General features: G+C 42.2%; 19 protein-coding genes. 13 read left to right on the forward strand and 6 right to left on the reverse strand.

The annotated features are described in order from the left end of the window. Positions 1-30 precede the first annotated feature (30 nt). From IX53_RS09075 to prmC, 6 genes are all read left to right on the forward strand, one after another. Positions 31-4,722 (forward strand): DNA-directed RNA polymerase subunit beta', encoded by a 4,692-nt coding sequence (locus tag IX53_RS09075; RefSeq protein WP_047755083.1) that lies wholly within the window; start codon positions 31-33, stop codon positions 4,720-4,722. A gap of 315 nt (positions 4,723-5,037) precedes the next feature. Next, complete coding sequence (locus tag IX53_RS09080; RefSeq protein WP_047755084.1) at positions 5,038-5,721, forward strand: ribonuclease HII; 684 nt, start codon at positions 5,038-5,040, stop codon at positions 5,719-5,721. Positions 5,722-5,736: 15 nt separating this feature from the next. Beyond that, a complete protein-coding gene (mazG, locus tag IX53_RS09085; protein WP_047755085.1) occupies positions 5,737-6,507 on the forward strand; it encodes a nucleoside triphosphate pyrophosphohydrolase in 771 nt (256 codons plus the stop codon). Beyond that, a complete protein-coding gene (locus tag IX53_RS09090; RefSeq protein ID WP_047755086.1) occupies positions 6,504-7,544 on the forward strand; it encodes a SurA N-terminal domain-containing protein in 1,041 nt (346 codons plus the stop codon). Before mazG ends, IX53_RS09090 begins: the two co-directional genes overlap by 4 nt. 13 nt (positions 7,545-7,557) lie before the next feature. Then, a complete protein-coding gene (locus tag IX53_RS09095; protein WP_047755087.1) occupies positions 7,558-7,860 on the forward strand; it encodes a metal-sulfur cluster assembly factor in 303 nt (100 codons plus the stop codon). After that, a complete protein-coding gene (prmC, locus tag IX53_RS09100; RefSeq protein WP_047755088.1) occupies positions 7,857-8,708 on the forward strand; it encodes a peptide chain release factor N(5)-glutamine methyltransferase in 852 nt (283 codons plus the stop codon). The genes IX53_RS09095 and prmC overlap by 4 nt, the downstream gene beginning before the upstream one ends. On the opposite strand, the gene IX53_RS09105 is transcribed toward prmC, so the two are convergent. The 4 genes from IX53_RS09105 to IX53_RS09120 form a co-directional block, all read right to left on the reverse strand. After that, positions 8,680-9,441 (reverse strand): NAD-dependent protein deacylase, encoded by a 762-nt coding sequence (locus IX53_RS09105; RefSeq protein ID WP_245612717.1) that lies wholly within the window; start codon positions 9,439-9,441, stop codon positions 8,680-8,682. The two genes, prmC and IX53_RS09105, sit on opposite strands and share 29 nt — an antisense overlap. After that, positions 9,428-10,018: a DUF4897 domain-containing protein gene (locus IX53_RS09110; RefSeq protein ID WP_047755089.1), complete on the reverse strand. Its 591-nt coding sequence runs from the start codon at positions 10,016-10,018 to the stop codon at positions 9,428-9,430. Before IX53_RS09110 ends, IX53_RS09105 begins: the two co-directional genes overlap by 14 nt. 63 nt (positions 10,019-10,081) lie before the next feature. Further along, a complete protein-coding gene (locus IX53_RS09115) occupies positions 10,082-11,464 on the reverse strand; it encodes an MATE family efflux transporter (protein WP_245612718.1) in 1,383 nt (460 codons plus the stop codon). Positions 11,465-11,467: 3 nt separating this feature from the next. Further along, positions 11,468-12,022, reverse strand: a complete 555-nt coding sequence (locus tag IX53_RS09120) for a CT398-like coiled coil hairpin domain-containing protein (RefSeq protein ID WP_047755091.1) — start codon at positions 12,020-12,022, stop codon at positions 11,468-11,470. Positions 12,023-12,235: 213 nt separating this feature from the next. On the opposite strand from IX53_RS09120, the gene IX53_RS09125 reads away from it, so the two are divergent. Continuing rightward, positions 12,236-13,165, forward strand: a complete 930-nt coding sequence (locus tag IX53_RS09125; protein WP_047755092.1) for a glycerophosphodiester phosphodiesterase — start codon at positions 12,236-12,238, stop codon at positions 13,163-13,165. Between the two features lie 194 nt (positions 13,166-13,359). On the opposite strand, the gene IX53_RS09135 is transcribed toward IX53_RS09125, so the two are convergent. Beyond that, positions 13,360-13,869: a GNAT family N-acetyltransferase gene (locus IX53_RS09135; RefSeq protein WP_053001280.1), complete on the reverse strand. Its 510-nt coding sequence runs from the start codon at positions 13,867-13,869 to the stop codon at positions 13,360-13,362. A gap of 153 nt (positions 13,870-14,022) precedes the next feature. On the opposite strand from IX53_RS09135, the gene IX53_RS09140 reads away from it, so the two are divergent. The 6 genes from IX53_RS09140 to IX53_RS09165 all read left to right on the forward strand — a co-directional run bounded on the left by IX53_RS09140 (position 14,023) and on the right by IX53_RS09165 (position 21,128). After that, positions 14,023-14,694: a YggS family pyridoxal phosphate-dependent enzyme gene (locus IX53_RS09140; protein ID WP_047755094.1), complete on the forward strand. Its 672-nt coding sequence runs from the start codon at positions 14,023-14,025 to the stop codon at positions 14,692-14,694. 79 nt (positions 14,695-14,773) lie between these two features. After that, positions 14,774-17,317 carry a diguanylate cyclase gene (locus IX53_RS10670; protein ID WP_156173150.1) on the forward strand — a complete coding sequence of 848 codons (2,544 nt, stop codon included), beginning with the start codon at positions 14,774-14,776 and terminating at the stop codon, positions 17,315-17,317. A 150-nt stretch (positions 17,318-17,467) separates the two neighbouring features. Continuing rightward, positions 17,468-17,905, forward strand: a complete 438-nt coding sequence (locus tag IX53_RS09150; protein ID WP_047755095.1) for a CBS domain-containing protein — start codon at positions 17,468-17,470, stop codon at positions 17,903-17,905. 150 nt (positions 17,906-18,055) lie between these two features. Continuing rightward, positions 18,056-18,511, forward strand: coding sequence for a PH domain-containing protein (locus tag IX53_RS10675; protein WP_169746220.1), 456 nt, complete (start codon positions 18,056-18,058; stop codon positions 18,509-18,511). Between the two features lie 28 nt (positions 18,512-18,539). Next, the gene (locus IX53_RS09160) at positions 18,540-19,880 is read left to right on the forward strand and encodes a TldD/PmbA family protein (RefSeq protein ID WP_047755096.1); all 1,341 of its coding nucleotides are present in this window, start codon (positions 18,540-18,542) and stop codon (positions 19,878-19,880) included. A 12-nt stretch (positions 19,881-19,892) separates the two neighbouring features. Then, positions 19,893-21,128 (forward strand): metallopeptidase TldD-related protein, encoded by a 1,236-nt coding sequence (locus tag IX53_RS09165; RefSeq protein WP_047755097.1) that lies wholly within the window; start codon positions 19,893-19,895, stop codon positions 21,126-21,128. 98 nt (positions 21,129-21,226) lie between these two features. Here IX53_RS09165 and IX53_RS09170 read toward each other — a convergent pair whose 3' ends face one another. Then, positions 21,227-22,126 carry a carbohydrate kinase family protein gene (locus IX53_RS09170; protein WP_047755098.1) on the reverse strand — a complete coding sequence of 300 codons (900 nt, stop codon included), beginning with the start codon at positions 22,124-22,126 and terminating at the stop codon, positions 21,227-21,229. Positions 22,127-22,129: the final 3 nt, after the last annotated feature.

Below are 22,129 nucleotides of genomic sequence, written 5' to 3' on the forward strand. Positions count from 1 at the left end.
AGGGAATGAATCCCTCAGGGAGGGAAGAAGATGGCTGTAAGTACGTTTAGAAGGAAGATCAATTCTGTTCAGATCAGGATCGCTTCTCCGGAGAGAATAAGACAATGGTCCAGCGGTGAAGTCAAAAAACCCGAAACGATAAATTACCGTACGTTCAAGCCGGAAAGAGATGGACTGTTCTGTGAAAGGATTTTTGGTCCCACAAAAGACTATGAGTGTGCCTGTGGAAAGTACAAAGGTAAGAAATATGAGGGCACTGTCTGTGAACGCTGTGGCGTCCGGGTGGAATCAAAAGAAGCCAGAAGACGCAGAATGGGACACATCGAACTGGCTGCCCCGGTAGTTCATGTCTGGTATCTAAAGAGTGCCCCGAGTATTCTTGCTTCTCTTTTGAATATTCAGTCTAAAGACCTTGAAAACATAATCTACTACGGTTCAAAGAGAGTCATCGAAAAACTCTACGTGATAACCAATCCGAAAAATACGGACTTTTTCGCTGGAATGACACTCTATCAGACTGAATATGACATATATTCTAAAAAGCTTGATTTTGAAGTCGAACAAGGTTTTAAAGTCAAGAATCCCAAAGGTCCGGTGATTTCGGACATCGACGGAAAAGTCAAAATAGAGAGCACCATGAGCAGCACGGAAAGGGAATTGAACTGGATCATCATTGAGGGCGCAAATGGTATACAGAAAAAGTATCCCATTTTTGAAGGAGCACTCATATATGTGCAGGATGGAGAAGAGGTAAGAAAAGGCGACACCATTGCAGATAGATTCCTCTTCGAAGATGAAGTGCTTTCCCTTTCCGAATATGAAATCTTTAACGAATATTATCCCGACAAATTCGAAGTGGAATCGGATACGGAGAATGACAGACCTATAGTCATTGTTACCGAAATCGACGAAGAAGTTGCCAAGGAAACCGGTCATCAGATCGGAGACATCATAATTGAAAATGAATATGAAGCGTACAGAGAACTATACCCGGGGAAAATACAGTGTGATTATGGCGCTACAGCAGTAAAAAAATTACTGCAGAACCTTGATCTTGAAGAACTCAAGGTACAGATCGAGCATGAACTCAAAACCATACCGAAGAGCAGTGCCCGGGCGTTAAAACTTTTGAGAAGGCTGAAATTCATAAAGGACTTCCTGAAATCCGGTAATAAACCAGAATGGATAGTCATGGAAGCCATTCCTGTAATACCGCCCGACTTGAGACCAATGATACAGATAGAGGGTGGTCGCTTTGCGACAACGGACCTCAACGACCTTTATAGGAGAGTCATAAACAGAAATAACAGATTAGCTAAACTTCTATCAATCGGCGCTCCAGACATCATCATCAGGAACGAAAAGCGCATGCTTCAGGAAGCTGTGGACTCTCTCATATACAACGGCAGAGTTGGAAAGGCCGTTACCGACAGGTCCGGACGACCTTTAAAATCGTTGACAGACCTTGTCAAAGGTAAGAAAGGTAGATTTAGAAGAAATCTCCTAGGTAAACGTGTGGACTACTCTGGCCGTGCGGTCATCGTTGTCGGACCAGAATTGAAGATACACGAATGTGGTATTCCAAAACGAATGGCCATGGAACTCTTCAAGCCCTTTGTACTTGGAAGACTTCTGGGTACTGAATCCAGCAAGACTGCGAGAAAGTATAAGAAGATGATAATAGAGAAAGAAATGCCAGAAGCCTGGGAAGTGCTTGAAGAAGTTATTAAGGGACATCCGGTGCTTCTGAATAGGGCTCCGACACTTCACAGAATTTCCATTCAGGCATTCATACCGAGACTGGTGGAAGGTAATGCTATTAAGTTGCATCCACTCGTCTGTGCACCGTTTAACGCGGACTTTGATGGTGACCAGATGGCGGTACATGTGCCTCTGTCAGCGGCTGCGCAGGCTGAGGCGAAATTCCTTATGCTTAGTCGATACAACGTTATATCACCTGCTCACGGTAAACCTGTTTCGATGCCTGGAAAGGACATAATCGTTGGAGTATACTACCTGACCACCGTCAATCACGACTACGAAATTTTTGAGAAAGAGCTCCTGGGATATTACGACAAACTCAAAAGGGAAGGCCTCAGTGATGTGGAAGTCAGACGTAGAGTCAGGGAAAAGGCACTGGAAAAGATTAACTGGAAATTTGGTTCAGTCACAGAAGCCCTTATGGCCTATGACGCTGGAAAACTCAAGCTCCATGAACCCATACTTGTTCAGTTCAAAGAAACCAGCGGTGACCTGACTCTCACAACCGTGGGAAGGATAATATTCAATGCTATCGTTCCTGAAGACCTCAGGGATTATACGATAAAGTTCAGTAAAAAGCAGATAAAGAAGTTAATATACGACTGTTTCCAGAAGCACGGAATTGATAGAACTGCCGATCTGCTTGATGATATGATGAGGCTCGGGTTCCACTATGCCACCATTAGTGGTCTTACGATTTCGATAAGAGACATCATCACGTCCCCGAAGAAAAAAGAAGTAATAGCACGTGCTGAAGAAAAGGTTGCCCAGATTGAAGAAATGTATCGCAAAGGCTTTTTGAACGCCGAAAACAGATCAAGAGAGATCATAAAGATATGGGAAAAGGCGACTGAAGAGCTCATGAACGAGACGGTCAAAGAATTCAGAAAATATCCGTTCAACCCGGTATTCATGATGGTCGATTCCGGTGCGCGAGGTAATGTCGACCAGTTGAAGCAGCTCGCCGGTATGAGAGGTCTTATGGCTGACCCGTCAGGTAAGACCATCGAAGTCCCAATAATTTCGAACTTTAGGGATGGGCTCACGGAACTCGAGTTCTTCACATCAACTCATGGTGCGAGAAAGGGTTCTGCTGATACAGCGCTGAGGACGTCCTTCGCTGGTTACCTGACCAGGAGACTCGTCGATGTGGCACAGTCAGTTACAGTAACAACACCCGACTGTGGAACGGAACAAGGTCTTGAAGCCATTGAATTGATGTCTGATGACGTGACAATTGAAAAGTTGGAAGAGTTCCTCTTCGGAAGAGTCCTCGCGGTGGATATAATTGATCCACGAACAGGAAATGTGCTAAAGCATCCAGAAACTGGGAAAGAATACACTCGAAACACGATGATAAGGGATGATGATGCAAAGTTCATCTCGAGCTTCAAAGCAACCATCCCCGTTATACGCAAAGAAAAGTTAAAACTATTAAAGGTTGCAAAACCATCTCATTACACAGAACTTGCTTCGAATGTCGAGTTGGAAGGAGAACTCCTGAAAGCCGGAACGGAAGTCACTGGAGAGTTACTCCACAAGCTTAAGAATGCGGGATTGAAGGAAATAGAAGTACATTCCTATCCTGCAGTGGGCAAGGTCTATGTGGGGCCAGTATTCAAAGACAAAGATGGTGTCCAGCTCGTCAGATATCAGGAAAAGATAAATGTAGTTACTGCTAAAAAAATGTATGAAGCAGGTTACACCGAACTTGAAGTCAGGCCCGCCATTATAGTTCGTTCTGTCCTCACCTGTGAGGCTGAACAGGGTGTATGTGCCGCCTGCTATGGAATGGATCTTTCTAACCACGATATTGTGAATGTTGGAGAGGCTGTTGGGATTGTCGCGGCACAGTCCATCGGAGAGCCCGGTACACAGCTCACTATGAGAACTTTCCATACAGGTGGTATTGCAACAGGCGCAGACATTACCAGGGGTCTACCCAGGGCAGAAGAACTATTCGAAGCCAGGAAGAAGCTCAAGGACCCCGAGGCCATCTTCAGTGAGGTTGAAGGTTTTGTTAAGGACATATCTATTGATGAAAAGGGACGAAGAAAAGTATTCATAGAAACTGAGGATGGAAAGATAAAAGAATACGATCTTTCAAGTGTTGTGAAGCCCAAAGTCAGTATAGGAGATAAAGTTCTTAAAGGTGAGGCATTGACAACAGGTACTATCAGACCAAGAAAGCTCATGGAAAAACTTGGTGTGATTCCAACTGCCTTCTATCTGCTTAGGGAAATCAAACAAGTTTACGCTGAGCAGGGTGTTGAGATCCATGACAAGCACTTCGAGCTCATAATCAGGCAGATGCTGTCCATGGTAGAGGTTACAGACCCCGGTGATACCGATCATTTGCCTGGAGACCTGCTGAGCATCCAGAAAGTAAGGGAGATCAACAAAAAGATTTACGAAGCCAACAAGAAGGTCGATGAAAACAGAGAATACGTACTTGGAAAGAGGCTAGCGAGGAGAATCCTAGTTGAAGATGATGATGGAAAACTAGTCAAACTTGCCTCAGAAAACGAAATGATAACTGAAGAGCTGTTGAACACCCTTATAGAAAAAGGCGTATCAGACGTGATCATCTATGATGTTGAGGAAGAAGAATATCAGAAACTCCTCGAGGAAGTCAACCCTGACATAATCATACCTGAAAGGGAAGTCCAGATAAAGATGAAAGAACCTCTCAAGTTCAAGAGAAGACTTTTGAGAATTACCAAGGCTTCTCTTGAAAGTGAAGGATGGCTTTCGGCAGCTTCTTTCCAGCAAACTCCTCAGGTGTTGACTGAATCATCTGTGGAGGGGAAGGTAGACAAACTCTTTGGTCTAAAAGAAAACGTTATTGTTGGTCAGTTGATACCGGCGGGTACAGGCCTCGATATGTATGCCAACATTCAGGTAGAAGAGACTCCCATATCCGAGTTTGAGATCGAAGGAACAGAAGAACATCCCGCCTGATTGTGATATAAAAAGGGAGCCCTTAGAGGCTCCCTTTTTATTTATATCCAAAAAAAATCCGGATCATAAGATCCGGTTAATGTGGGGGGTCTATTTCAAGGGGGATAGGGGGTTATCCTTCTCAAACTTATTTTAAAATGAGAATGTTAACTGGAGATTGTCAATTGCTTTTTATCCAGTATATTCACGGTAAATCAGATATTAATGAAACTACCATAGCCAAGTAGCCTTAATTGTTTTGAAATTAAGATTAATACGAATGATTTATATATATCATGCGTGGAATAGACAAGTTAGCTAGGGTATAATTTTTTTATGAGGTATTCTGAATTGATCGATGAATTGATTGCATTTGACGAAAGTTACAAAAGGGAGCATGGAATTGTCGCCGGGATAGACGAAGCGGGTCGTGGACCTCTTGCCGGGCCTGTAGTTGCGGCCGCAGTCATCCTGGACAAACCTATCCCAGGTTTGTACGATTCAAAAAACCTCAATAGACAAACAAGGAAGGAACTTTACGATGAAATTATAGCGACTGCTACTGTTGGAGTAGGGATAGCCTCAGCAGAAGAAATAGATCTGTACAACATTTTAAAGGCAACGAGACTTGCTATGATCAGAGCAGTCGAAAACCTCGCGGTTCGACCGGACTTCGTCATCATAGATGGCAGAAGCTTGAAGGTAAACGTGAAGGGAACATGTGTGGTCTCTGGAGACAAGAAGAGTGCCTCGATCGCCGCGGCTTCGATAGTAGCAAAAGTCACGAGGGACAGAATAATGGAGAAACTACATCATCTCTTTCCTCAGTACGGTTTTGAAGTCCACAAAGGTTATGGGACGAAGGAACATATCAAGGCATTAAAACAGTATGGCCCCTCTCTCTGGCATCGCTTGACATTTAAACCTGTAAAGGAAGTTTTAACACACGACGTGGCGCGTTCATGGCTGCTCGAAAAAAATGTGAGCGAAAGGAGACTTTTCAGAGCCGGAATACTGTAAATAGGAGGTTTTTCGATGAACGCAGGTAAGGCATTTGAGAAACTCGTTGAGATCATGCATATTCTGAGAAGTGACGATGGATGCGAATGGGATAGGAAGCAGACTCATGCGTCATTAAAACCATATTTGATAGAAGAGGCGTATGAAGTGCTACATGCCATAGACAAAGGAGATGATGAGGAGTTAAAAGAAGAACTCGGAGATCTACTATTGCAAGTGGTTTTTCACGCACAGATAGCAGCGGAGCGAGACGCTTTTGATATTTCAGATATCATAAAGAAGCTTACAAACAAGCTGGTACGGAGACATCCGCACGTTTTTGGTGAATCGGAAGGATATTCGTATAGACAATGGGAAGAGATAAAAGCATCGGAAAAAGGGAAAAAAATGAAGTCCGTAATTGGTGAGATAAACAGAGCTCTTCCAGCCCTCAGCCTTGCCCGTAGAGTTCAGGAAAATGCATCAGAAGTGGGATTTGATTGGAAGGATAACTCTGGGGTTTATGAGAAGGTCAAAGAAGAGTTCAAAGAGCTAGAAGAAGCGATAAAGACCGGGGACCAGAGGAAGATAGACGAAGAATTCGGTGACCTCCTCTTTTCTCTGGTAAATCTGTCGAGATTCATATCAGTGGACCCGGAGATTTCACTGAGACGATCAACGGAAAAATTCGTGAACCGTTTTAGGGCTGTTGAGAGTCTCATAAAAGAAGAAGGTCTTAAAATTGAAAAGCTTTCCCTCGAAGAGCTTGATACTTACTGGAATAAAGTAAAGGAGGGCGATGAATGAAAAAGGCACTGTTCCTCGTCATAACTGTAATTTTATTGGTAATACCTGGTTTCGCCGATGTATCAGACACCGAACTTCCTATTGAAATGGCTGCCACTACAACGACTCCTGTTGCAACGGTAAACGGAGAGCCAATTTCCTTAATGCTATTCAATACAATAGTGATGCCCCGTTATCTGGAAATATCACAGAAGATTTCTGATGTTGACCCGTTGTTTTCGGATGTGCTTCTCAACACATCAGCAGGTGAAGAATTACTAAAGGTATATGAACAAAAGGTTCTTGAGGATTTGATCAGGAAAAGGCTCATCGTGCAATATGCGATACTTCATGGCATGGAAATCAACAGAGAAGAAATCTTTCTTCAGGTACACGAATATGTTTTGAACAGTCTGCAAGAAAGTGGTGTCTCCCTTCAAGAAGCTGATGCTTATTACATGTTGAAGGGATATCCCGAAGGATTGAAATCCTATGAATTGCAGGTTGTCGAAGATATAATCTTCAAGAACGCTTTTAATGCACTGTTTAGTGCGGTAACGGGTGATGCTTCGAGTGCTGTGACTGATGAAATGATCGAACAATATTATAATCTAAATCCAGATGAATTTAAAATAAAGGGTGAATTCGTAGAGCTTTATTTTGAAGAATTCGACACTTTTACAAAAGCCTATTCATTCTTACAAAAAGCCAAGAACGCCTCAGATCCCGTTTTGGAATTCAGTTCAAAGCCTGTCAAGTATGCAAGAACTGATATACAGGCCATTAATCCTGAGCTTGTTGAAAAACTCTTTGATAACTTCAAGCCTGGGCTCCTTAATTCGATAGAAAAAACAAATGATGGAAAATACCTTATAATCTATCTGGTTGACCACAATGAAGAAGGTACAGCTATAAAGCCGTTGAAAGCCGTCAAAGAGGATATAAAAGAAAAGCTCCTGGAAGGAATGAAAAAAGAACTCTGGAACGAATGGCTGGAAGAAGATTTCAAAGTGTTTTATGAGGCTTCCACCATCGAGATTTCCGATGAGTTCAAGTAATGGAGGAGAGAGCATGGCAATTAGCAAAGAGCAGATAATGGAAGCTTTGAAACAGGTATATGATCTCGAAGTGGGTTTTGATGTAGTAAGTCTTGGTCTGGTGTACGATATCGAAGTTGATGATGAAAACAATGTCAAAGTCACAATGACAATGACTACGCCATTGTGTCCACTTGCGGGTTTCATTTTAGAAGACGCTCGTTCCAAAGTTCAGGATGTTGAAGGTGTCAACAATGTCGATGTGGAACTGACTTTTGATCCCCCATGGACACCGGAAAAAGCGTCAGAGGAAGTAAGAAAGATATTGGGCATATGAAACCTCTGGAACTCTTTAAAGAACTTGAAAAGAAATTTAGAGAAGCGGGGATAGAGTCTCCCCGTTCTCTTTTGTTTCATCTCTTTCGCGATCTTCTCGAAATCCCCGAAAACAAGATTCTTCTCAACGAGGAAATTTATATTAGCCCGACAGAAAGTGAGAAACTCGCCAGCGCGGTTGAGAGACTACTTGCCGGCGAACCGCTGGATTATGTAATCGGCTGGAAGAAATTTTTGAACATCTATCTAAAGGTTGACAGAAGAGTTCTCATTCCAAGACCCGAAACTGAAGAACTTGTCGAGAAAGTGATAAAGGATTGCCATAAAAAGTGCTGCTTTTTCGCAGATATAGGTACAGGAAGCGGCGCAATCGCCCTTGTTATAGCAAAAACAGTTCCTGATTCTATAGTGTATGCGACAGACGTATCAAAAGAAGCTCTCGAGCTTGCCATCGAGAACGCGCGCATAAATGGTATCAAAAATGTGAGATTTTTGTGGGGGGAATACCTGTTGCCAATTCAAGCTATGCTGGATAAAATTGAGGTCATAATATCAAATCCTCCATACATAAAGAGTAACCTCATTTCAAATCTGGAAATACAGGTAAGAAAATACGAACCATTGGTTGCACTTGATGGTGGGAGCGACGGAATGGATTTTTATAGAGAATTTTTAAAGCAGCTACCTTCTGGGAAAAAGGTTTATCTCGAGATAGCGGATTACACCGCGGAATCTCTTGAAGAACTAGTGAAACAGCACAGAAAGGATTATCATCTCTGCATAGAAAGAGATATGTACGGATTCAGGAGATACGCAATACTCACCCCGGTTGCCCTAGTTTCTCGATGACCACTTTAGAAAATGACTCAAGATCACAGTTGAACTTCATATCGGCTAAATAGTCTAGACCGGTCTCTCCGCGGTTGATTATTAGAAGATACGCACCGTTTTCTACTGCCACACGTGGAAAGCCGGCAGCAGGGAAAACAACAAGGGAAGATCCCATTACCACAAAGAGGTTGCAGTTCACACTCGCTTCTTGTGCGTGCATCACAGCACTTTCTGGGAGGGATTCCCCAAAAAAGACGATATCTGGTCTTATCAATCCGCCACAAGAACAATGAGGGATAGAATCTTTGGAGACTTTATCAATGACCACCGCTATGGAATAATACTTCCTGCAATTCATACAATAGAACTCATTGGCATTTCCATGAAGCTCAATAACCCGCATTGAACCTGCTTTCTGATGTAACCCATCGATGTTCTGGGTAATTATTGCATTGACAAACCCCTGCTCTTCGAGAAGTCTCAATAATTCATGTGTCGTGTTGGGCTCAACATCTCTGAGGTCATGTATTTTTCTCATTGCTAGTGAGTAGTATACATCAGGATTCTTCAGGAAGAACTCGAGTTCAAATATTTTCGGTGAGATTCTATTGTAAAGACCATCCGGACCTCTGAAATCCGGAATGCCGCTCGCGGTGGATACACCAGCCCCGGTGAGGACGACAGCGGGGCGAAAGGTGTCGAGTATATTCAGAAATTTATCGGCATATTCTTCTATTTCACTCTTCGACAACAAACACCACCTCGGGGAATTTGATCCTACCGGCATTGCTCCAGATGAGGAGATTATCAGCAGGGCGGCTCGTGGGCTGAGGATCTATACTGATAACCTTTGCCCCGACAGGTAACGCGATGGTAAGAACGGAATCACCGGAAAGATCAAGTTCTACATCACCGAGAGATGTGTTCACCCGTCCATTGTTAACGCTGGCAAATCCTCTGACTACCGCAACTTCCTCAACTTTAACCACGTTATATGAAATAACTGTGGCAGTTGACTGGAAGTCTTCAACGGTTAACATGCGCCCAAGTTTACTCGAAAAGTCCTCGAGGGATTTCTGAAACTCTGAAAGTTTTTCAGCCGGAGATTTGTTGAACTGCTCAAGAAATCCATCGATTTGCTGAGGTTTCAGGAACTTTATCTCCATGACGCTGTCCATTTTTACCCTGCCCTCGGTGTCATAACTATAATTGCTGCTATACGCGATAGTTTCAATCTTCAACTTGTTTGATAGGCTCATAAACATGTTCACTGCCGTTATAGCGACCATAACCACAACGATAATGATCAATAAAGTATTGAACTTCATAAACTTCCTCCATTCTTTTGGTCATCATATATATCATAACAAACCAAAGCTGCTTGTTCTATATCACTCTATAACATTTTTCATCCATTTTCTCGAACGAAATCTCAAACCACCGATCAACATTTTGAAAAGTTCCTCCGGAAGCATCATAAGATAAATCACAGGGACACTCCATTTAAGAATCAGACCACTCAATATAACCAGCGGAACTCCAATCCCCCAGAGGCTGATGATTTCCAGATAGAACACTGTACGTGTATCACCACCACTCCTTAAAATCCCCACGAGATTTACAGCATTCAACATCTTTATGGGAAGCGCAGCGCCCATAATGAGGATAGACGTCAAGACTGTTGATCTTATGAGATCGTCTATGTTATAAAACTTTATAATTATCCGCGATAGAACGATGATTGCCAGACCAGCGAGGACTGAGATAACCAGTGTGATTTTGAGCAATCTTTTGGCACTTTTAAAAGCTCGTTCGAAACTTTTTCTCCCCAGTTCTGAACCCACAATCACCACAGCAGCAGAACCAATCCCTCCAAAAAAGACGAAACCAAAACTGTCTATGGTGCTCACAATATTTCTTGTGGCAATCGCCGCAGTGCCTACCCTGGCGAACACAAGGGAGTACACTGCCATCCCTAGACTCCACATAAATTCATTTGCTATGACTGGCGAAGCGATCTTCATCATCTTGGCAAAGAAAAACCGATCGAACTTAAAAAAACTCCGCATTGAAAGCCAAACCGGTGTTCGCCTCCTGTAAACGATAAAAACATAAAAAAGAAACTCAATAGACCTCGATAACAGAGTGGCAATTGCAGCGCCAACGACACCAAGCTTCGGAAAGGGACCAATACCGAAGATTAGCAGGTAATTACCCAATGTGTTAATTCCCAGTGCAACCAAACTGATGTACATGGGGATTTTCGCACACTCAACAGTCCTTAGAGCAAAAGCAATGACAAAGCTGAAGGATGTAAAGAATACTGTGAAAGCCACTATCGTTGAATAGGAAGTTCCCAGCTTTATCACAGAGATGTCCTTTGAAAACAGTGAAAGGGTCTGTTGCGGAAAAAAGAATAAAATGGTGAAAAAGACAATGGCAGCTCCAAAGGTGACGAAAAGCATATGAGTGATCGTTTTCTCTATGCTTTTTGTATCTCTGACACCCCAGTATTGGGAGATAAAAACGCCGGCCCCACTGGAAGCACCAAAAGTAACAAGTAAAAGTATAAACATAACCTGATTAACAAGTCCAACTGAGGCGATGGCTGTAGCCCCAAGTTGGCCAATCATCAGGTTATCAACGAGATTAAGACCTACTGATATGAGATTCTGGATAGTGATCGGGACAGCTATTTTCAATAACTTCTGCCTGAAATCCTCCAAATGATACACATCCTTCTTCGCTGTCCCGAAGATTTTAACATGATTCAAAAATCAAGGCACGAGGAAATTCAAAACGACCGCAACGATCGCGACAATAATCCCTCCTATTGCAAGCATGAAGTTGAGGTTAGATTTTTTGGTTAATTGGGTGAGCTGTTCTTCAATGTCTGTGATCTTTCCCTCCACGTTGGAGAATTTCTCTTCAAAACTATTGATACTCTCTTTAAGTGCAAGGATATCACGTTCGAGTTCCCCGATACGTTTTTCGAGGTCCTTGAGTTGTGATTGTAATTGCGCCAGATTTCTAGCCAGTCCGTTCTGGATGCTGTTGAGACTATCGAGTTCACTCCCTATCCTATCGATTTCACTCATCAACGTGTTCACTTCGGAACGTAGTTCGTTTAACTGATCTTGTGCCTCCAGAGAGATGGAAGCAGCACTGCTCAGTAACTCTGAAATCTTAAGTTCGAGGGTGTTGAGCTCTTCAACAAGTAGTATCTTTCGCGAAATCAGGTCTTCGATAGTAGTACTTGTTGCAACTTCAGTTTCAGAAAACGCTATTATGCCCAGGGTTAAAACAAGCAGTAGAAAACACAAACGCTTCATGTCAACACCTCCTCATGATAAAGTGATTGGTTGAATGTTTAACTTTTTTATGTAATACAAAATGAATATATCACATTTCAAATTATCAGCGAAAGAAGTACACACTCTTTTTGAGATACGCAATTTGATCTATTGTCTTTTGAGACCATTTTTTAATTGTTGCTACTCTATATGAGGGTGGTACAATCGTGGAGGAGAAAAGGGGGTGGTGATATGTTTAAAAAATTCTTATTCGCTAGTTTTGTATTGCTGATTACTTCGCTTTTTGCTTTTGATGTTCAAGGGCACAGGGGTTGCAGGGGGCTTAGACCGGAAAATACTCTTGAGGCATTTAAATTTGCCTTAGAAGAGATTGGTGTAACTACGTTGGAGCTGGACATGGGTCTCACAAAAGATAAAGTTCCCGTAGTAATTCACGACAGATATCTGAATCCTAAGAAAGTCAGAAAGAACGGAAAGTTCATAAAAGAAAAAGTGTTCATAAAAGATCTTACCTATGAAGAGCTTCTACAGTATGATGTAGGTGTAATGAGGGATGACTATTACTGGCCTTATCAGGTGCCTGTGCCTGGCGCAAAGATTCCAAAACTGGAAGATGTTTTTCAATTGATAAAGGAATACATGAACCAAACAGGACAGAAAGTCTGGTTGAATGTAGAAACTAAGGTCTCACCCCTTGCACCTGAGGAAACAGCACAACCGGAAGAATTTGTCGATGCCCTGTTGACACTGGTGGAGAAATATGGACTTGAAGATCACGTAATCGTCCAGTCTTTCTACTGGAAAACCATTATGCTCATAAAGGAAAAGAACCCGAACATAAAAACAGCAGCTCTCTTAAGCGCATCCACACTTAGTAATCCTGCATGGCTTGGTGGACTCAAGATCTGGAAATATGGTTTCAGTGTCGCAAAACTTGTGAAAGCCACAGGAGCGGATATCTTTTCACCCAAATACACAGATTTCAACGAAAAGGTTTTGAAGGAAGCTCAACAACTTGGATTGAAAGTGGTACCTTGGACGATTAATGATCCCTGCGAAATGTTGAGATTCATAAAACTCGGAGTGGACGGTATTATAACGGACTATCCGAATATCCTGAAGGCCGTCCTCATAATAGAAACGCCGGAAATGTGTCATTGAAGTTGAACCTCTATTCAAAAATACATCTTGGATTGTTTCCGGCCAGTTTCATTGAGTATCACAAGTTTGTTCAATGTCTGCTCGGACATTCAGCTATCTTTGTTTTTGTGAAATCTTTTAGTATATCAAATCTATACCTCACTGCCAGAATATATCAATCCCAGGACAATAAATAATTGCTATTACTGTTTATGCTATGTTTCATCGACTTCTTTATTCTCGCGTTTCACAAACTCATCCTCGAGAATGCCATATTTAAAGATACCCCAATATTTTCCGTTGTAGTATCGCGCTTCACGCGACACTCCTTCGAGTTTGAAGCCAAGACTTTCCAACAGTTTCTGTGAAACGGTATTGTACTCAAAGACTTCCGCTTCAAGGCGGTGAAGATTGAAGGTTTCAAAGGCATGCTTCATCAACAACTTTAAAGCCTTTTTTCCAAAGCCTTTTCCCTGATATTTCGGAACGATAAATAAACTCACTTCAGCTTTCCTATTGAACCACCTTATCGACTTGAGAGAGACTTCCCCAATCAATTCTCCCTCAACTTCGAGCCTGAAGCACATTTCAGAAGGCATTGGTTCAGTATACCAGCGTCTTTCTGACATGTTCGAGAGAATGCTTTCATCTTCCATCAGAGCCTTTAATTCGGAGTCTTCATTTCCAGTGGCCCTCAACCGAAAACCTTCACCTTCCAGTACCACAAAGACACCTCCTTGAAGAGAGACTTAAAAAACTTAGAACGATCTGATTAACAATATACCGAATAAACTTTACCATACTTTGAGCTTTCTGCACTTTTTGGTGCAATATAATACAAGCGACGTTATAATTGAGGCGTTACGGGAGGTGCTTTGATGGGCATAAAAGAGAACGTACGTATGATTCTTTCTGAAATCCCACCGAATGTTACAGTCGTAGCCGCAGCCAAGACGAGGTCCATAGAGGAAATAGTGGAATCTGTCGAAGCGGGAATTGAACACATTGGAGAGAATTACGTACAAGAAGCCTGGAAGGTAGCTAGCGCTCTTAAAGGGCTTTGTAAATTACACATGATCGGTCATCTGCAACGCAACAAAGTGAGGAGAGCTGTTGAAATATTTGATATGATCCAATCTGTAGATTCTTTGAAACTCGCTATGGAGATAGATAAAAGAGCAGGTGCCATTGGTAAAACAATGCCCGTATTGATAGAAATCAACAGTGGTAGGGAACCTCAGAAAAGTGGCGTGATGCCAGAACAACTTTTCACATTATTGGATCAACTATCTGCACTAAAAAACATAAAGATTGAAGGACTCATGACAATGGGCCCTGTCCTTGAAAGTCCGGAGAAGCTTAGGCCATATTTCCGTCTAACCAGAAGGCTCTTTGAAGAGGCGATGAAGTACAGTGGTGGAAACATCGAAATGAAATGGCTATCGATGGGCATGTCTGATTCTTATCTTATTGCAATAGAAGAGGGAGCCAATATGGTTAGGATAGGAACGAAAATATATGGCCCGAGAGCTTACGAAATACACAAGTAATATTTAAGAAACACACAATCAAATATTGTTTAGTTGCATTTCATGATATATTGTAGAAGAAAATAGAAGGGATTATGTGATGATTTCTCCAAAGGGCTTTAACCTTGGGGAGGCTTTCCTTATCGTTGATAAAGTAGCCAATAAGATAGTATTTGCTAACAGACTGGCTTCGAATTCGTTGGGAACTCCACTCGATAGGCTTCTGAATAGCTCCATCGATGAACTGGAAACGTCTTTTTCATGTTCTCAAAGAGTTTTTACCTCGAAAAAGAAGGATTTTCAGGAAGAGTTGTGCTCTGAAATTATTGATACGGGGAAATATCTGTTTTTGTTTCTGAAAAGCAAAACCTTTAAGGATAATGCCAGGGGATATTCTTCACCTATCTCGATAGTTACAATCGAAGCAGATACAACAATCTCCAGAGTTAGTGGCTCATTTGAAGAACTTACGGGGTATGCAAAATGGGAGATTGAGAATAAAAAAAGCTTTCTTGAATTTATCCCCCCGGGTATGAGAAATATGTTGAAAGATCTTTACATCCTCAGACGTACGAGGGGCTACTCGTTTTCAGATGAATATGCACTTGAAATCCTAAGAAAGGACGGTTCCACACGAAGTGTCCTTATAAACATTGAATTCATCGAAACAACGAATCAGAGCATTATATTTGTACTTGATATCAGTGCCCAGAAAGAGAAAGAGACCTTTCTGCGAAAAAGGCTGGATTTTGCGAACAATCTCAGCCACATAATTCTCAAGATGCTTTCAATGAAGGGGCCAGATATTCTCCACAACATTTTTTGTGAATTAGAGAAGAAGAAGGAAATTTTGGGTTATGAGGATGTCTTCATATTTTTAAGGGGTAAAAGTGGCGCTTTCAAACTTATCGAAGGCAAAGGGGACAAAAACAATGAAATTAGAAAATATGCTCAGTTCATCATTGAAAGTTTGAGAGAGCCCCATGACTTAATTTGCTTACCGTATGACCCTGCAAGTGTTAGCCAGGATGTGGTTCTTCCGATTTTTACTAACCGTATTCTTTATGGTGTGATTCTGCTCCACAAATTGAGAAACGAAGTGGCAGAATCACCTGAGTCCCTTGGGGCTCTTGAGACTCTTGGAAGGGTGGTTAGTTTCTGTATCGAGATAGCCAGATCAACTCGAGCGATGAAAGAGCAGAATGAAAAAATGCAGTTAGTACTGAAATTTCATAATTCTGGCACCTGGGAAGCCGAAGAAAGAGAAGGAGAAGTATTCTACTTGAAAGATCCCCACTGGCTGAAAGCTCTAGGATACAATGAAGAAGAAGTCGAGGAAATCGATTGGAACGAACTCATAGATGCGAGGGATAGAATAGCACTGAAAAAAGGAATCAGCCAATATGTTACAGGTGAAACAGATAGCTACCGTGTGAAGTACAGGGTAATAAACAACTGGGGTGGAGTGGAATGGTTTCAGGACGAAGGCAAGTTTTATGAGAGTCCAACCAAAGGAAAGATATTGGTGGGAATCAGAAAAAAGATGACCAGCAGTGTGCTGACATGGGAAAAACTGAAATATGTATCCCTTCATGATAGATTGACCAGCCTTTACAACAGATTGTTCTTCGAAGAAGAGATGAAGAGACTGGATACTGAACGACAAGTCCCCCTCAGTGTCGTTATGGGGGACGTAAACGGCCTGAAATTGGTGAACGATGCTTTTGGTCATGAGAAAGGTGACGAACTACTCAAAAAAACGGCAGATATACTCAGAAATGCCGTGAGAAAGGAAGATGTCGTTGCAAGATGGGGAGGCGATGAATTTATCATTCTTCTCCCAAAAGCCGATGAAGAGATAGCCAGATGTGTGTGTGAGAGGATAAGAATGGGTTGTTCTCAAAAGCTTGTTGTTGAAAACATCGTGTTTGATATTTCTCTGGGCTATTCGACCCGTAACAACCTAGACAAATCGATTCCAGTATTGATCAAAGAAGCTGAAGACCTTATGTATCGGAATAAGGTTCTGGAGAGCAATAGAAAGAGCAGGAACGTCCTCACGGCTCTTGAAAACACCCTTTTCGAGTATAACTTCATCGAAGCAGAACACTGTAGGCGTGTCGAAAACCTTGCATTATATTTCGGGAAATATCTCGGATTTTATCCAACAGAACTCAGTAATCTGAGACTCCTTGCGAGATTTCACGATATTGGCATACTTGCTGTGCCTTCGAATATTTTGATGAAGCCGGACAAGCTTGACAAAGCCGAATGGAAGGTAGTAAAGACACACCCAGAGGTAGGGTTCCGCATTGCGAGAAGTACCCTGGACCTCTCGGCAATTTCCGAAGAAATACTTGCTCACCACGAAAATTGGGACGGTACCGGATATCCTGGAAAGCTAAAGAAAAAGCAGATCCCGTATCTGGCGAGGGTGATAACGATCATCAACGCCTTTGAAGCCATGACGGGTTTCCGACCTTACAGAAAAAGTTCTTCTTTCAAAGAGGCTTTAGAAGAACTTAAAAAGTGTACAGGTTCACAATTTGACCCCGAACTCTCAGTGAAGTTCATCGACTTTATTAGCGGCGTTAAAAACATCAATTCCAGTCCTTATGACAAATGGAAGTACAATGGAAAATAATATTCTACATACAGAGGCTATTCTATGATTACAATTGCCTTCATTAACCTGCGTGGTTGTTTTAAAAGTTGAATAATAATGCCAGAATCAAAAAGAAGTTTTAAAATAGTTGCTCTATTGTGATATTATACAATTGAAAGGGGGAGGTATATGAAATTAATGGACATAATTAGGGAAAAAGGCGAGGAGGTTTATTCAATTAGTGCGGATGCATCGATAAAAGATGCCGTTGACCTCATGGTTGAGAAGAACATAGGTGCTGTTATGGTCATGGAAGGCAAGAGGGTCATTGGTATTTTCACAGAAAGAGATTTGCTCAAACGTGCGTGCGCTAATTGCTTGAAACTTTCGGAAACTCCTGTCAGAGAAGTTATGACAGCTGGTGTTATCTGCGGTGCACCCGATGATGACATTCAGTACGCAATTAACGTCATGACTCAGCACAGGATCAGGCATTTGCCTATTTGTGACGAAACCGGGCTGAAGGGGCTAATATCTATCGGTGATATAATAAAAGTCATGTATAAGAATGTGGAAATAGAAAACAAGATGCTCAAAAACTACATTTCTGATCAATATCCAGGATAACCCTTTTCATACTCCCCTCGGAGGCCTAAAGGCCTCCATTTTTTCTAAAAGGCGGCGATCTCTTATGAAGTTTGAATTTGAAATTGCTTTGCTGAATACGGCGTTCTCATATGGTGTGGTCGGTATAGCGGCGTGGTTACCTCAATCATGATGACTGAAAAAGGCGAAAGAGGTAAGATTGGGAGAACTATTCTTTTAATAATAGCAATGGTTCTATCATTGTTTCTCATCATTAGCATATCTTCAGCTGGCATTACGATTGAAGATGGGTCGTTGAAAATAGAGTTTTCAAAGAGTTCGAAACTAACAATTTTAGGTTCGGAAGTGATTTCAGCTAAAGTTATAGATTGGAATGAAGAACCCGACTACGAACCTGTTCCCAAAAACTTCAAACCTCTTCTCAGAACTCTGGGTACTTCCATCAGTGATTATAAAAAAGGAGATTTCGAGTTGAAAAACGGAGAAAAAGCCAAACTCTTGACCTTGAGCTCAAAGGTTCTTGTGCTTGAAGTTAAAGGCCTCGATTATCTCATAATGTTATCTCCTGACAATTTTGATGATTTTATCAAGGAAGTAAATTCTAAAATTATCAGTGTTGAATATTAACATCAGATAGAAAAAAGGGGGGAAAAGAATGTACAAGTTCCCAAAAGGATTTTACACAGATGTCAGAATCGAAGATGTCTTCCAGACTTCCATTCAAATAACTATGGGAAGACTCGATAATGTGAAAGAAAAATCATACAAAGCAGCCTTTGTGAGGGTGTATGATGGCAAGCGGTGGTACTATGCATCAACGAGTGATATTGATAACATCCAGCGGGAAATAGATGCCCTCGCAGCAATGGCTAGCGCGAATGAAAGCATTGAAGATGACCCCGTTTACAGAAAATTCGAGGTAAACAGCGGGGAATATTTGCATTTCACCGGTACTGACTCCGTGAACGAAATATCTCTGAAAGAAAAACTTGAATTATTGAAGGGATATTCCCCTATTGTAGCTACTTCAGATTTCGTAAAGCTCTGGAGAGCTAATTACATCGATTTTAAAGTCACAAAAAGCTTCTACTCTAGCAAAGGGGCAGCACTTGTTTTTGATACCCAGCGGGTAGGAATGAGGATAAGTTATGAGCTTTCAGATGGCGAAAAGAAATTCGATGACAGGTTCGACCGGGGTTCTAACTATTTCAGGAGTCTCAAAGGTCTTGAACATGATATCGAAGCGAGGTTAAATAAAGCCATTGAATTTCTGAAAGATGCCGTTGAAATCAAACCAGGTAAATACCCTGTTGTACTTTCCCCGGAAGCGGCGGGTGTTTTCGCCCATGAGAGCTTTGGTCATAAAAGTGAATCGGACTTCATGCTCGGTGATGAAGCGATGAAAGAAGAGTGGAAAATCGGGAAAAAGGTAGGAAGTGAGCTTCTTTCCATCGTTGACGATGGAAACGTAATGGGAACAGGTTATGTGCCTTTTGATGATGAGGGAACAAGGGCGAAAGAAACGTATCTCATCAAGAATGGGATACTATATGGAAGGTTACACAGCGCCAAAACTGCAGCGGCGCTCGGCGAAGAACTTACCGGGAATGCCCGCGCTCTGAACTTTGAATTTGAACCTATTGTCAGAATGACGACCACCTACATTAAGGGTGGAAAGCTGACCTTTGAAGAGATGATTTCAGAAATAGAAGAAGGCATCTTCGTTGAAACGCTGAAACATGGTTCTGGAATGTCTACCTTCACATTGGCACCTTCAATGGCCTATATGATCAGACATGGAAGAATTGCGGAACCAGTTAAAATATCCGTCATCACGGGTAACGTTTTTGAGACATTGAATGAAATTGATGGTCTGACTCGTGATGTGAAAATACTTGAATTCGCCCTGGGTGGTTGCGGAAAATTTGAGCAGTTTCCGCTTCCCGTTGGCTTCGGTGGACCTTATGTCCGGGTGAAAAGCTTAAACGTGAGATAGGGGGAGAGACGAATGATAAAAGAGAAGTACATTCTGAAAACATCACAGTTTGCTGTAAACGTTGAAGCGACAAGAGTGGATTCAATAAGAAAGAAAGACATAACGAAAACCGCGATGAGGGTCTATTTGGAAAATAAGATTGGTGTAGCTGGTGGTCTTGGTATGGTAGATGAACAGGAGTTAACCGAAAAGGCCATGGAAGCACTGGAGTTGGAGATATCGTACCCGGTGGAGCCTTCATCGGATCTGGAGCTAAATATGGTTTATCACGCAGACTTCAGTAGTGAAGAGGAGTTTGTACATGAGATTGAGGAGTTGCTCGCTGAAATGTCGAGACAGCAACCAGACTTCAGCTTCAGCAATAAAGCAACCCTGACAACCATAGAGGCATCTATTAAAAATAATCTTGGGCTCGATTTATTTCACCGCGGAACTTTCCTTGAACTTGGTTTTGCCTTCAAATTCAAGGGTTCTGGTAATATCTTCGATGGTTTTATCGGGTACGAAGGCTTGAAATATGACAGGAAAGAATTTATGCGCATCACCAATGAGATATGTGAAGCTTATAAAAACAAAATTGAAGATTTCAAGGCCGGGAAATATCCTGTGGTTTTTCTACTGAGCAATCCCGTGTTTCTCATCAAGCTCTACAGAGATTTGCATGGTCTTATATTCGCAACGGGAGGGTCTTTGCTCTCCGGGAAAATAGGCCAGAAGTTGTTCAACGATACCTTCACTCTCTACCAAACCCGGAACCATATTGATGGTTTTTTTGGACCCTTCTTCGATGCTGAAGGGATTGTGAACAAAGATTTTCGTTATCCGTTGATAGAAAACGGCATTCTGCGCTCCCCTTACACCGATAAAAAAACAGCCAAAATATTCAACCTTCCACAAACAGGTGCGGCCGCTGGTGAATATGACTCTGTGCCCGATATCGGTGTCTCTGCTTTGAGCATTAAAGAATCAGACAAAACTCTCAAGGAGCTACTCGATGGAAGGGAAGCGATCTTTGTACTTATTGCCAGCGGAGGTGACTTCACTCCGGATGGCAGTTTTGCAACTCCGGTACAGCTTCCACTGCTCTTCGATGGTGAAAGGTTTATAGGTAGGCTCCCTGAATTGAATATTTCCTCGAACCTCTTTGATATGTTTGGGAAAAACTTTATTGGAGTGGGGAAAGATAATTTAACAAATCTCGGACCATCGAAAGCGGTAATAATGGAAATGGAAGTTTCTAAGATATAAAAGGGCCCTTGAAGGCCCTTTTATATTTTTACTATCTGGATGACTTGACCCATCAATTTGGTTTTTTTCGAATCCTTGTCGATGTCTCAATAATATCCTTAAAAAATACGACTCTTTACTGCTAGTAGATCTTCAGGACCAGCTAGTGCTCCATAATGACCAACTACCATGGAGGCGAGGAGTTTACCGGATTCAATGGCTTCTGAGAAGGGGATCCCTTTCAAAACACTCGCCAGAACCGCGGCGTTAAAAGCGTCGCCAGCTCCTGTTCCATCAACAACTGGGACCTTGTTCACCTCAATTTCCCTTGTTTCACCATCCTTGATGTGAATTATTGGAGAACCCCCGTGGGTGATGACGACATTGCCACGTGCCCTTTTTCTCAGAATTTCGATTATTGCCGGGAGTTTTAAATCGGGAAACAGGAGTGAAAGGTCATCTCGTGAGGGTTTGGTAAAATCAGCAGTGAGCATCAGCTCGATAGCAATATCTCTCAACTCCTCCGGTGGAATATCTCCTTCAAGACTCCTCATGTTCAAGTCGAAAGAAACAAAAACTTCTTTTTCTTGTGCGAACTCGAAGGCCTTCAGAACAGCGTCCCTGGAGCCTGTGTAGTTTATTGAGAAAGCGCTGGTATGGAAAACTTTACAATTTCTCATAATGGTCTTGTGCTTTTCTTCGAACAAAAGATGTAGCAGTTCTCTGTTAAAGATTTTGAAAGTGGGATTGCCCCCGGAATCGAGTTGCACTTCAGCGTAAAGAGTCTTTTCAGACGAGGAGAAGAGGGATACAGAGAACCCCGATTCCGCGAGAAGCTCTGTAAGAAAACATCCTTCTTCGTCTTTCGAGAGAGAAGAATGAAAGGCTACCGGGATACCCATCAAATGCAGGTTCATAAGGGTATTGAAAACTGAGCCCCCAGCCAGCCACTTCTCTTCCCCGGTAGAGGTGCGTATCTTATCAACGAGTATTTCTCCCATCCCAAAAACGTCTGGCATATG

Source organism: Kosmotoga pacifica (assembly GCF_001027025.1).
Lineage (GTDB): Bacteria > Thermotogota > Thermotogae > Petrotogales > Kosmotogaceae > Kosmotoga_B > Kosmotoga_B pacifica.

Bases quoted from the DNA above. Each gene is read 5' to 3' on its own strand.
- IX53_RS09075 (WP_047755083.1), top strand. From the start codon at position 31: ATGGCTGTAAGTACGTTTAGAAGGAAGATCAATTCTGTTCAGATCAGG.
- IX53_RS09080 (WP_047755084.1), top strand. From the start codon at position 5,038: ATGAGGTATTCTGAATTGATCGATGAATTGATTGCATTTGACGAAAGT.
- mazG (WP_047755085.1), top strand. From the start codon at position 5,737: ATGAACGCAGGTAAGGCATTTGAGAAACTCGTTGAGATCATGCATATT.
- IX53_RS09090 (WP_047755086.1), top strand. From the start codon at position 6,504: ATGAAAAAGGCACTGTTCCTCGTCATAACTGTAATTTTATTGGTAATA.
- IX53_RS09095 (WP_047755087.1), top strand. From the start codon at position 7,558: ATGGCAATTAGCAAAGAGCAGATAATGGAAGCTTTGAAACAGGTATAT.
- prmC (WP_047755088.1), top strand. From the start codon at position 7,857: ATGAAACCTCTGGAACTCTTTAAAGAACTTGAAAAGAAATTTAGAGAA.
- IX53_RS09110 (WP_047755089.1), bottom strand. From the start codon at position 10,018: ATGAAGTTCAATACTTTATTGATCATTATCGTTGTGGTTATGGTCGCT.
- IX53_RS09120 (WP_047755091.1), bottom strand. From the start codon at position 12,022: ATGAAGCGTTTGTGTTTTCTACTGCTTGTTTTAACCCTGGGCATAATA.
- IX53_RS09125 (WP_047755092.1), top strand. From the start codon at position 12,236: ATGTTTAAAAAATTCTTATTCGCTAGTTTTGTATTGCTGATTACTTCG.
- IX53_RS09140 (WP_047755094.1), top strand. From the start codon at position 14,023: ATGGGCATAAAAGAGAACGTACGTATGATTCTTTCTGAAATCCCACCG.
- IX53_RS10670 (WP_156173150.1), top strand. From the start codon at position 14,774: ATGATTTCTCCAAAGGGCTTTAACCTTGGGGAGGCTTTCCTTATCGTT.
- IX53_RS09150 (WP_047755095.1), top strand. From the start codon at position 17,468: ATGAAATTAATGGACATAATTAGGGAAAAAGGCGAGGAGGTTTATTCA.
- IX53_RS10675 (WP_169746220.1), top strand. From the start codon at position 18,056: ATGACTGAAAAAGGCGAAAGAGGTAAGATTGGGAGAACTATTCTTTTA.
- IX53_RS09160 (WP_047755096.1), top strand. From the start codon at position 18,540: ATGTACAAGTTCCCAAAAGGATTTTACACAGATGTCAGAATCGAAGAT.
- IX53_RS09165 (WP_047755097.1), top strand. From the start codon at position 19,893: ATGATAAAAGAGAAGTACATTCTGAAAACATCACAGTTTGCTGTAAAC.
- IX53_RS09170 (WP_047755098.1), bottom strand. From the start codon at position 22,126: ATGCCAGACGTTTTTGGGATGGGAGAAATACTCGTTGATAAGATACGC.